Consider the following 9,829-nt stretch of genomic DNA (forward strand, 5'->3'; position numbering starts at 1 on the left):
GCGCCCCAGGCCTGACCGAGCCGGCGAGAAAGAGATCCGATGCACCTGCCCCCGGACAACCGCACGCTCAGCCCGCGCACCGGCTACACGCGCGCCCACTGGGAGGCCGCCGCCGACGCCCTGCTCGCCGCAGTGGAGCCGTACGCCACGCAGGACCGCGCCCTCTACCACTTCCCCGGCGACCACGAGAGCTGGTCGGGCCGCCTCTCGGACGGCCTGGAGGGCTACGCCCGTACGCTCCTCCTTGCGGCGCTGCGCCGGGACGAGACGGCGTTGGAGCGCTACGCCGACGGTCTCGCGGCCGGCGTCGCGGGCGTCTGGCCGCGCATCGAGGACCGCGGCCAGCCGCTCGTCGAGGCCGCGTCGATCGCGCTCGCGCTGCGACTGACCCGGCCCCTGCTGTGGGACCGGCTGGACGACGGCGTGCGGCAGCGCGCGGCGGCCTGGCTCGGGGACGCGCTGACCGCCCAAGCCTGGCCCTGCAACTGGGAGTTGTTCCCGGTGACGGTGGGCGGCTTCCTCCAGGAGATCGGCCACGGGACCGAGGAGGCCCGCAAGGCGATCGACCGGGGGCTGGAGCGCATCGAGGACTGGTACGTCGGCGACGGCTGGTACACGGACGGCGACGGCCGCAAGTACGACTACTACAACGGCTGGGCGATGCACCTGTACCCGGTGCTGCACGCCTGGCTGGACCGGGACGAGCGGCTCCTGGACCTGTACGGCGGCAGACTCTCCCGCCATCTGCGGGACTACGCCCGCCTGTTCGGCGGCGACGGCGCCCCGATGCACCAGGGCCGGTCGCTGACGTACCGCTTCGCGACCACGGCCCCACTGTGGCTGGGCGCCCTGACCGGGCACACGCCCTTGTCGCCAGGAGAGACGAGGCGGCTGGCCTCGGGCGCGCTGAAGTACTTCCTGGAGCGCGGCGCGGTGGACGACAGCGGCCTGCTCACCCTCGGCTGGCACGGCCCCGACGAGACGGTCCTGCAAGGCTATTCGGGCCCCGCGTCCCCGTACTGGGCGAGCAAGGCCTTCCTCGCCCTGCTCCTCCCGGCCGACCACGAGGTTTGGACGGCGGCGGAGGAGCCGGCCCCCGCCGAGCGCGAGGACGCGGTCACCGCCATTGCCGCCCCCAACTGGCTTGTGCAGTCCACGAGTTCGGACGGCCTGGTGCGCCTGCACAACCACGGCAGCGAGGACGTCCGCTACGACCCGTACTACACACGCCTCGCCTACTCGACGGCTACCGTCCCTTCGCGGTGGTACGACAACAGCGTGATCGTCGGCAGCGACCCGAGCCGTACGGACATCGTGCCGCTCGGTGTGGGGGAGGGCTGGGCGGCCTCGCGGCACTCGGCGGGCGGCGGAGCCCGGGTGACCAGCCTCGTGCTCGCGCACGGCGCAGTGGAGGTGCGGGCGCACCTGGTGGCGGGAGCGGCGGCGGGGACGCCGGTGCGGGTCACCGGCTGGGCCTGCCGGGACGACGTACGGGGGGAGATCCGACCGGTCGTCGCCCTGGACAGCCGCCTCTCCGGCGCCACCGGCGATACCGACACCCTGTTCGTCGCACTCACCCGGCTCACCGCCGAACCGGCCCCCACGCCGCTGGACGAGCTGGTGGCCGTGCGCGTGGATGAGGAGGGCGCGATCCACGTCCGCTGGAGCGACGGGCGGGAGGTCGAGGCACGGCTGACGGACGGCGAGGGCGTCAGCGTGCGGACCTGAGCAGCCGCAGGCCGTGAAAAGGCCGGTGGGGCGGGCGGGTGTCGGGGAGGATGGCGATCATGGGTGGGAGAGACGAGTCGGTCGAAGTGCTGGAGCGGGCCGGGCTTTCGATGGTGGGGGACTGGGACATCGAGGAGGTGCTGCCGCCGCCCTTCGCGCGACGCCATGTCGTCGCCTGGGAGGCGGAACCGACCGTGACCGTCGCGGCGGACCGGCCCGACCTCGTCGCCGAGATCAACGCCCAGTGGCACCGGCTGGCCTGCGAGGCGGGGATCCTCGACGAGGACGGGGTGTTCCTCATCGACTTCTCCGGCAACCGCACGGGCCGCTGGTTCAGGGTCCGGCTCACCGACGGCTGGGATCTGGCCGCAGTGCTGGGAGAGCGGCCCGGGCAGCCGGAGTTCGTCACCATGTCGCAGGCCGGGGACGCGCTGGTGGGGGCCACGACAGAGGAGTACGACGTCTGGCTCGTCGCCGTCGACCGGCTGAGGGAGCGACAGGAGGACGCCGCGCGGGCTGCGGCCGAGGAGACGACCGAGGAGCGGGCGGCGGCCTGGGAGTCGCTGTTCGAGGGGCCGAAGCCCACGGAGCGGCTGCTGCAAGCCTGGTCATTCGGACTCTCGCTGCATCCGGCCCTCCCGGAGGATCTGCATCCCCTGCTGCTGGAGAGGTCGAACTACGCCCTGTACCGCCCCCTGCCCACCAAGGTCGTGGCCGCGATGCTGGCCCACCCGAACTGGAAGATGCGGGTGATGGCGGCCGAGTACCAGTCGGACATCACCCCCGAGCAGTGGTCCAGCCTGATCCTCGGCGCGCAGGACGAGCGCCGCCGGTGGATCTTCACCATGCTGGCCGCCGAGCGCCGGGCCGCACTCCCCGAGGACCTCTGCCGCCGGCTCGCCGCCGACCCGTCCGCGCGCATCCGCTCCGAGGCCGCCCACCTCACGACCCTGCCCACCGCCGTGGCCGTCGCACTGGCCGGCGACCCCGACGACGGGGTGCGGTACGCCGCCTGCCACGCGGCCTGGCCGGATCTCGACGCCGGTGCACGGGAGGCGCTGATGGCCGACGCCGACGCGAAGGTGCGCGCGGCGGCCCGGCTGCTCCACCACCGGCAGCACCCGATGCCCCGCTCGGTGTACGAAACCCTGGAGTCCAAGGCCCGGGTGCTGGAGTCCTCCCGACTGGAGCGCGACCTCGCCGCGCACCTGGCACGCCACGGGGAGGACGACGAGCGCCGCGCCCTCGCCCGCAATCCACGCCTCGACGCGGACCTGGTCGCACTCCTCGGCGAGGATCCGGACGAGGCTGTCCGCTTCCTGGTGTCGACGCGCGCCGACCTCACGGAGGACCAACGCGCGGGCATCCGTATCGACTTCGACCCGGGCGTCCACCACCACGAGCTCGACTGGGTCGTCGCGCTCCACAAGGACCACGACGCCATGCGCCGCCTCGCCGCCTCCACCCACCCCCTCGTCCGCAGAAGCGTGGCCCGCGCCCGGCACCTGCCCCCGGACGTCGTCGACCGCCTCGCCCGGGACGAGGACCGTGTCGTCCAGCTATTCCTCGCCGAGTCCTGCGACGACGCTCCCGCCGACATGCTCATGCGGGTGTGGCAGTGGTGGGACGGCAGCCTGAGCACCCCCGACCGCCCGCGCAGCCACCCGAACTTCCCCCGCCAGGACCTCCTGCGCCACGCCGACGACCCGAACCCGCGCATGCGCCGACTCGCCCTGGACGACCCGGAGTCCACGCCCGAACTGGTGGAGCGGCTCAGCCGGGACCCGAGCAGGGAGGTGCGGTACCGGGCCGCCACCGACCCCCGCCTGTCACCGGTGGCCGCGGCGCTGCTGCTGGAGGACCCGCACGACAGCGTCCGGCACGCCGCCGCCCGCCATCCCCACCTGCCGGTCCGGCTGCTGACCCGGCTGCTGCGGGGCGACGGCGACGCGCAGGCCGCCGCCGGGAATCCGGCGCTGCCGGTCGACGTCATGCGCCGGATGGCCGAGCGGATCGGCGTCCCCGCGCCGGAAGGCGGATGACCGCGACGACGGTCGACGTGCCCGCGGGCCGGCCTCAGGGCCTCAGGCGGGCGATCTGCAGGGTCGTCGTGGTCGGGGACGCGCCCGTGAGCGGGGTCGCGTACGACGGGGTGACGGGCACGGACGCCCAGGTCAGTGTCCCGTCCTTCTGCACCGCGATGTCACCGGTGATCCGGGCGTTGACGACCTTCGTGGCGCTCTGGAACGTGCCGTTCCAGTCGATGAGGCGGAAGTTCGTGCCCGTGAAGGCGCCGGTACAGGTGCCGTCCTTGCACTTGGCGTTCTTCAGGGACTCCCAGGACAGCAGCAGGCGGTCCTTGCCGTACGGGGCGAGGCGGACGTTGACGTGTTCCGTGCCGTTGTTGTGGGAGAGGTGGATCGCCTTGCCGGGACCGGAGTTGCGGTTCTTGAGGAAGGCGACGGCCACTTGGTGGGTGCTGGTCTTCGGGGTGACCGTCCAGCCGCGACCGCTGGAGTCCTCGGGGTTCTTCTTCGCGGACGCGGCGCCGCGCGAGGCGAAGGCGGTGGCATAACGGCCGGTGGAGGACTTCACGAGATCGCCGGAACGGCTTGGATACGTGCCGCCGCAGTAGCCCGCCCAGCACTGCTCGCGCTGCACGACCGGGGCGTTGTCGGGCGCGCCGATCCCCGTCGACACGAACAGACCCGAGCGCCAGTCGTCGAAGCACAGGGAGGTGAAGGCGCCGGTCGTCTCGGCGTGCAGGGCGATGCCCTCGTTGTGGCTGCACCCCCAGCTCCAACCGCCGCTCAGCTTGGCGCCCTTGGCGCTCACGTACGACAGCTTGTCGCCGAAGTGCCCGTCGGCGAAGCCGCCCGCGCCGTGCACGACGAAATAGGCGCCGTACTTGGAGCCGTTCCAGGTCAGCCGGCCGTCCAGGGTCGGGGACGTGTCGTTCGAGGCGGTGCCGGTGAGCTTTGTGCGGAAGGTCTGCCGGCCGTTCGTGTAGCGGATGACCGCGGCGGCCGTCTCCTTCCACTTGTTCGTGTCGGCGACGCGGGTCAGCAGCGCGAAGCCGTCGTTGTGCGCGACCAGGCCGCCGACCTCCTTGGCGCCCCTGACGACCGTGTCCGCGCCCGAGCGGGTGCCGGTGGCGGTCAGCGGGGTGACGTGGACGCCGTCCGCCGCGGGCCAGGCCACGCGCAGGGTGCCGTTCGGGGCCGCCGCGGTCGCCGTGCGCGTCCACTCGCGGGTGTTGTTGTAGCCGGCGGACAGGTAGGGGAACTTCGCCGACAGGGTGACCGTGCCGGTCGTGGGGGTGAGGCTCGGTGCGGTGGCCGCGCCCGCGGTGGCGTACCAGGCACCGACCAGCGCGGCTGTGGCGGCGAGGCCCGCGATGACGGGCCTGCGGGCCGCGCGGACTCTTCGGTGGCCGGCGGAGCCGGGAGCGGGGGGCGTGCGTCCTGCGGAAGTCATGTCCCCCGGTCGCCGCCCCAGGGCGGCAAGGTTGCCGAGGCGCGGCGAGTGTGCGCTGGATCACTTCGGTACGCGCCGAACCGACCCGGGCCTAACGTTTCGAGCAGGACGGAGACCGCCTGCAAGAGTCCCGCCGCCGACACCGTAGGGAGACAGACCACCGTGACCACCTTCGCCGAACTCCACCACGGCGACGAGCCGCTGCTCCTCCCCAACGCCTGGGACCACGCCTCGGCGCGGGCGCTCGCCGCCGAGGGTTTCCCCGCGATCGGCACGACGAGCCTCGGGGTGGCCGCGGCCGTCGGCCTGCCCGACGGGGCGTCTGCCACCCGCGACGAGACCCTCCGCCTCGCCCTCACCCTCGGCTCGGGTCCGTACCTCCTCTCCGTCGACGCGGAGGACGGCTACAGCGAGGACCCGGACGAGGTGGGGGAGTTCGCCCGGGAGCTCCTGGCCGTGGGAGCGGTCGGGATCAACCTGGAGGACGGTCTCGGCTCACCCGTGGTGCACGCCGCGAAGATCGCCGCCGTGAAGGCCGCCGCGCCCGGCCTCTTCGTCAACGCCCGTACCGACACGTATTGGCTCGGTGGCGGGGAGCTGGACACGCGGGCCCGTCTCGACGCCTATCAACGGGCGGGCGCCGACGGGGTGTTCGTGCCCGGGCTCACCGAACCCCGGGAGATCGCCGCCCTGGTGAAGCACCTCGACGTCCCCCTCAACATCCTCTACTCCCCGTCCGGCCCCACCCTTCCCCGGCTCGCCGACCTCGGCGTCCGGCGCGTCAGCCTCGGCTCGCTGCTCTACCGGCGGGCACTGGGCGCGGCGCTGGAGACCGCGGTGGAGATCCGGGAGGGGCGCACACCACGCGGGGTCGTCCCGTCCTACGGTGACGTGGACGCACTCAGTCACCGGAGCGACGCGACTCACAGCGACGGGACCTAGGTTCCTGTTAGCCTTGACTCTTTCCCGGGTATCACACCCTTTGGACTCATCACCGGCGAGGGACCGAGGAACCATGACCATGGACATCCCCGGCGACAGGCGACTGGCGGCCGCCGTCGTGATGGACGAAGAGCAGCGGGTGCTTCTGGTGCGCCGCAGCGAGAAGGAGCGGTTCCTGCCCCGGGTGTGGGGCGTTCCCTGCGGGAAGCTGGAGCCCGGTGAGAGTCCCGAGGACGGCGCCCTGCGCGAGCTGAAGGAAGAGACCGGCCTGCTCGGCGAGATCGTCCGCAAGGTCGGCGAGTCGTCCTTCCTCAGCGACTACCGCGGGCACGAGATCAAGAACTGGCAGGAGAACTTCCTGGTCCGGCCCTTGACCGCGGCGATCACCCTGCCCGAGCCCGACCAGGACTCCACCTGGCTCGCCCGCGCCGAGCTGACGGCGGTCGACATCGACGAGTACAACCTCGACATCGTCCGTCAGGCCTTCACAGAGTTCTGAGCCGCTCCGCCAGGTCCCGCAGCGCCCCCAGATATTCCTCCGCGGTCAGCGGCACCTTCGCCACCGCGCCCGGATGCGGGCCCGCCGCCGTGAACACATCGGTGTGGCGCCGCCGTTCGGCGCCCGTCTCCAGGAACAGCGTCACCGTCGGCGCGTCCGTGTCGCACCAGGCCCGGTGCAGGGTGTGCGCGGGCAGGGCGTAGGAACTGCCCGCCGCGTACTGCCCGACATGCGTCAGCCGCAGCCGCGCGGGACCGGCCGGCTTCAGCACCCAGTCGGCCGACCGCTGCGCCAGCGACTCCGCGTAACGCGCCGCCGCGAAACCGCCGCCGCGCTCGTCGTCGACCTCGTACAGCTCCATGGCCAGCCGGCCCTCGACGACATAGGAGGCCAGCGGCGAACGGTGGTTGTGGATGTCCTCCTCGCCGATCGCCCCCGCACCCGGATGCCACACATGCGCGCGCAGCATCTGACGCGGGCCGCCGTCGATCAGCAGCAGCTTGTCGAAGCCGAGGACGTGACGGTACGACAGCCGGGCGCAGGCCTGCGGATCGCCCTCGCCCGAGGCGAGTTCGGCGACCAGCTCCAACAGACGCTCGGGGGAGCCCAGTTCCGTGACGACGGAGCGGGCCGCGGCCACCAGCTCATGCTCGGGCGGTTCACCGTCCAGCGCCCCGGTCAGCAGCCTCCGCGCCGCCAGGACCTGCCGACCGCCCATGCACTCATCCTCCAACACCCGCTCGTCACAACCGACTTCAGCCACGCGGCTGGTACATCCATACGGCATGCGAGCGCAGCGCCGAAAGACCTTGATAGGTCATCCACATCGGCCGCCGCTGCTCGGTGCTCTCGTCCCGCTCCCACAGCCAGATGCCGTCGGTCTGGCCCGCCCACACCGCGGCGACGGCCCCCTCCAGCCGGATCCGCAGCTCCTCCTCCAGACCCTCCGCGCGGGCGATCTCCAGCGCGCCCGGCGAGAGCAGGGCGCGGGCCAGCCAGGAGGCGGTGAAGTGCCGTACGTTCAGCACCTCGTGGCGCGTGGGGTCGTCCGGGCGCGGTCGGCGCACTTCCTCGTGGAGGTTCGCCAGGTCCGGGCAGATGTCGTGCGGGGCTTCCGGGCAGGACAGCAGCCAGCGGATGCCGTCCTCACGGGCGGCGCGGGCACGCGCGGCGCGTGCGTCGCCCTCCTCGCCCAGCACCCGGGCGGCCCGGTCGAGGGCGACGACGGCCTGCGCGGTGTGCAGCGGGGACGGCCTGCCGTACGGAGGCTGGAGTCGGTAGCCCCAGCAGCGCAGATGGTCGCGGCGCGGGTCACTGATCGCGCCGTCCGCGAGGGCCTCGCGCAGCAGGGGCAGGACCTCGGAGCGGGGCGCGGCGCGCAGCAGCCCGCGCAGCACGGTCGTCACGACATGCGTGGACTCCCGCCCGGTGCGGTCGAGTTGACGGGTGAACGCGCCGGTGCACCGGTCCACCTCGGCGGCCAGCCGCTCGGTGGACGCGCCCGCCCGGGCCAGCGCTCCCAGCACCAGCGCGGTGACCTCCGGTCGCGCCTCGGAGCCCTGCGAGCGCGCCGACCAGCCGCCGTCCGGGAGCCGCAGCCGCCACAGCGTGTCCACCAGGTCGCCGGTGCTCAGCCGTCCCTCGGGCACACCGAGGTCGAGCATGATGTGCAGGCCGTAGGCGGTGCCGACGGGGGTGGGCCGGGAGGGTGTGTCCTCGCCGAGGGAGTGCGGCCAGCCGGTGAGCCGCCCGTGGTCCGGGTCCTCCACGACGGACACCTGGTCGACGAGGGTTTCGTAGGCGGCGGTGAAGACGCGCGGGAGCGGGCCGGGCGCCCCGGGTGCCATCGCGGCGGTCCCCACGGCGGGGGCGTGAGCGCGGGTGCCCGAGTCCGCCCGCGCCCGCAGCAGGCCCGCCGCCAGCCAGGCCGCGACGAAGGTGCCGAGCCCGCTGACCCCGGAGATCACATACCGGGCGGCCGAACCGTCGATGGAGTCGGGCAGCACGCTGAACAGGAACTGGAACACGCCGTACCCGGCGGCCGCGGCCCCGAGGCCCCCGAGCCAGCCGACGAAGCGTGCCGGGGGCGAGGTGTCCGGGTGGTCCGCGTCGGGAGAAGTCGGTGCGGGATCGGGCCGACGGGACCTCAAGGGGCCGCGTCCGAGCTGCTGTTGGGACAAGACGCGCTCCCTCCCCCGTGGTGGCGGCGTGTGACTTCCGCGAAGCTTCCAGTCTAAGTGGTCAGCGTGGCACCTGGGGCAACGGCCGGTTGTCCTCGCTGCGCGGCCAGTTGGCGAGGGCCACGTGCAGGGCGTCGATCGCGCGGTCCCACGACTCGCGCACGTCGCGGGGGGCACCGAAAGCGCCGGTGGACTCCAGCGAGCAGTAGCCGTGGAAGGTGCTGCGCAGCAGCCGGACGGCGTCGGTGAGGTCGGGTTCGGCGAGGCCGTAGCCGCGGAGCATGCCGTAGGTGATCTCGGCGGTGCGGCGCATGGCCGGGGAGTCGGCGACGAGGCTCTGGTCGACGCGGATCTGGGTCGCCGCGTACCGGCCCGGGTGCTCAAGGGCGTACTCCCGGTAGGCGCCCGCGAAGGCGGCCAGCGCGTCCTTGCCGGCCCGCCCCGCCACGGCCGCGGCGATCCGGTCGATCATCTCGCCGCCGGCCAGCAGGGCGACCCGGATGCGCAGGTCCTGAAGATTCCTGACGTGCGAGTACAGGCTCGCGTCCTTCACCCCGAAGCGCCGCGCCAGCGCGGACAGGCTGACGTTCTCGAACCCCACCTCGTCCGCGAGCTCGGCGGCGGCCACCGCGAGGCGGTCGGCGGTGAGTCCTGCGCGGGCCATGGGGTGCGTCCTTACGACTTCGGAAACCTGGGGTGCCTGGGCGTGATGCTAGTGCTCGGGGGCTCGGCCCGGCCGGACCAGTCCCGTCTCGTAGGCCAGGACGACGGCCTGGGCGCGGTCGCGCAGGGACAGCTTGGCGAAGATGCGGGCCACGTGGGACTTCACGGTGGCCTCGCTCAGCGTGAGATGGGCGGCGAGCTCCGTGTTGGACAGGCCGCGGCCCAGGAGGGTCAGGACCTCCAGTTCGCGGGGGGTGAGGGACGCCAGGTCGGCGGGGACCTGGACGCCCGACGACGGCTCGGGGGCGGTTACCGCGTCCGGGCCCGCATCCCCCTGGAC

Annotated in this window: 9 protein-coding genes; 4 read left to right on the plus strand and 5 right to left on the minus strand. The window is 73.1% G+C overall.

The window, feature by feature from the left end; translation table 11 throughout:
• The first annotated feature begins 39 nt into the window (after positions 1 to 39).
• Entirely contained in the window at positions 40 to 1,728 is a 1,689-nt protein-coding gene (locus EAO75_RS32570; RefSeq protein WP_147998764.1) for a DUF2264 domain-containing protein, read from the plus strand.
• A gap of 59 nt (positions 1,729 to 1,787) precedes the next feature.
• The gene (locus tag EAO75_RS32575; protein ID WP_147998765.1) at positions 1,788 to 3,770 is read left to right on the plus strand and encodes a HEAT repeat domain-containing protein; all 1,983 of its coding nucleotides are present in this window, start codon (positions 1,788 to 1,790) and stop codon (positions 3,768 to 3,770) included.
• Positions 3,771 to 3,804: 34 nt separating this feature from the next.
• Here EAO75_RS32575 and EAO75_RS32580 read toward each other — a convergent pair whose 3' ends face one another.
• Positions 3,805 to 5,205, minus strand: coding sequence for a hypothetical protein (locus EAO75_RS32580; RefSeq protein WP_147998766.1), 1,401 nt, complete (start codon positions 5,203 to 5,205; stop codon positions 3,805 to 3,807).
• A 162-nt stretch (positions 5,206 to 5,367) separates the two neighbouring features.
• On the opposite strand from EAO75_RS32580, the gene EAO75_RS32585 reads away from it, so the two are divergent.
• Both EAO75_RS32585 and EAO75_RS32590 read left to right on the plus strand, forming a co-directional pair.
• Positions 5,368 to 6,147, plus strand: coding sequence for an isocitrate lyase/phosphoenolpyruvate mutase family protein (locus tag EAO75_RS32585; protein WP_147998767.1), 780 nt, complete (start codon positions 5,368 to 5,370; stop codon positions 6,145 to 6,147).
• A gap of 73 nt (positions 6,148 to 6,220) precedes the next feature.
• Positions 6,221 to 6,646 (plus strand): NUDIX hydrolase, encoded by a 426-nt coding sequence (locus EAO75_RS32590; RefSeq protein WP_147998768.1) that lies wholly within the window; start codon positions 6,221 to 6,223, stop codon positions 6,644 to 6,646.
• Here the strand turns inward: EAO75_RS32590 and EAO75_RS32595 are convergent.
• From EAO75_RS32595 to EAO75_RS32610, 4 genes are all read right to left on the minus strand, one after another.
• Positions 6,633 to 7,364 (minus strand): hypothetical protein, encoded by a 732-nt coding sequence (locus tag EAO75_RS32595; RefSeq protein ID WP_147998769.1) that lies wholly within the window; start codon positions 7,362 to 7,364, stop codon positions 6,633 to 6,635. The genes EAO75_RS32590 and EAO75_RS32595 overlap by 14 nt on opposite strands.
• A 37-nt stretch (positions 7,365 to 7,401) precedes the next feature.
• A complete protein-coding gene (locus tag EAO75_RS32600; protein ID WP_147998770.1) occupies positions 7,402 to 8,826 on the minus strand; it encodes a hypothetical protein in 1,425 nt (474 codons plus the stop codon).
• Between the two features lie 61 nt (positions 8,827 to 8,887).
• Entirely contained in the window at positions 8,888 to 9,490 is a 603-nt protein-coding gene (locus EAO75_RS32605) for a TetR/AcrR family transcriptional regulator (RefSeq protein ID WP_147998771.1), read from the minus strand.
• A gap of 48 nt (positions 9,491 to 9,538) precedes the next feature.
• Positions 9,539 to 9,829, minus strand: a 291-nt coding sequence (locus EAO75_RS32610) for a response regulator transcription factor (RefSeq protein ID WP_261989510.1), incomplete at its 5' end; no start/stop codon positions are given.

Source organism: Streptomyces sp. UW30 (assembly GCF_008042075.1).
Taxonomy (GTDB): Bacteria; Actinomycetota; Actinomycetes; order Streptomycetales; family Streptomycetaceae; genus Streptomyces.

Coding starts and splice junctions, on each gene's coding strand:
- EAO75_RS32570 (WP_147998764.1), top strand. CDS start 40: ATGCACCTGCCCCCGGACAACCGCACGCTCAGCCCGCGCACCGGCTAC.
- EAO75_RS32575 (WP_147998765.1), top strand. CDS start 1,788: ATGGGTGGGAGAGACGAGTCGGTCGAAGTGCTGGAGCGGGCCGGGCTT.
- EAO75_RS32580 (WP_147998766.1), bottom strand. CDS start 5,205: ATGACTTCCGCAGGACGCACGCCCCCCGCTCCCGGCTCCGCCGGCCAC.
- EAO75_RS32590 (WP_147998768.1), top strand. CDS start 6,221: ATGACCATGGACATCCCCGGCGACAGGCGACTGGCGGCCGCCGTCGTG.
- EAO75_RS32595 (WP_147998769.1), bottom strand. CDS start 7,364: ATGGGCGGTCGGCAGGTCCTGGCGGCGCGGAGGCTGCTGACCGGGGCG.
- EAO75_RS32605 (WP_147998771.1), bottom strand. CDS start 9,490: ATGGCCCGCGCAGGACTCACCGCCGACCGCCTCGCGGTGGCCGCCGCC.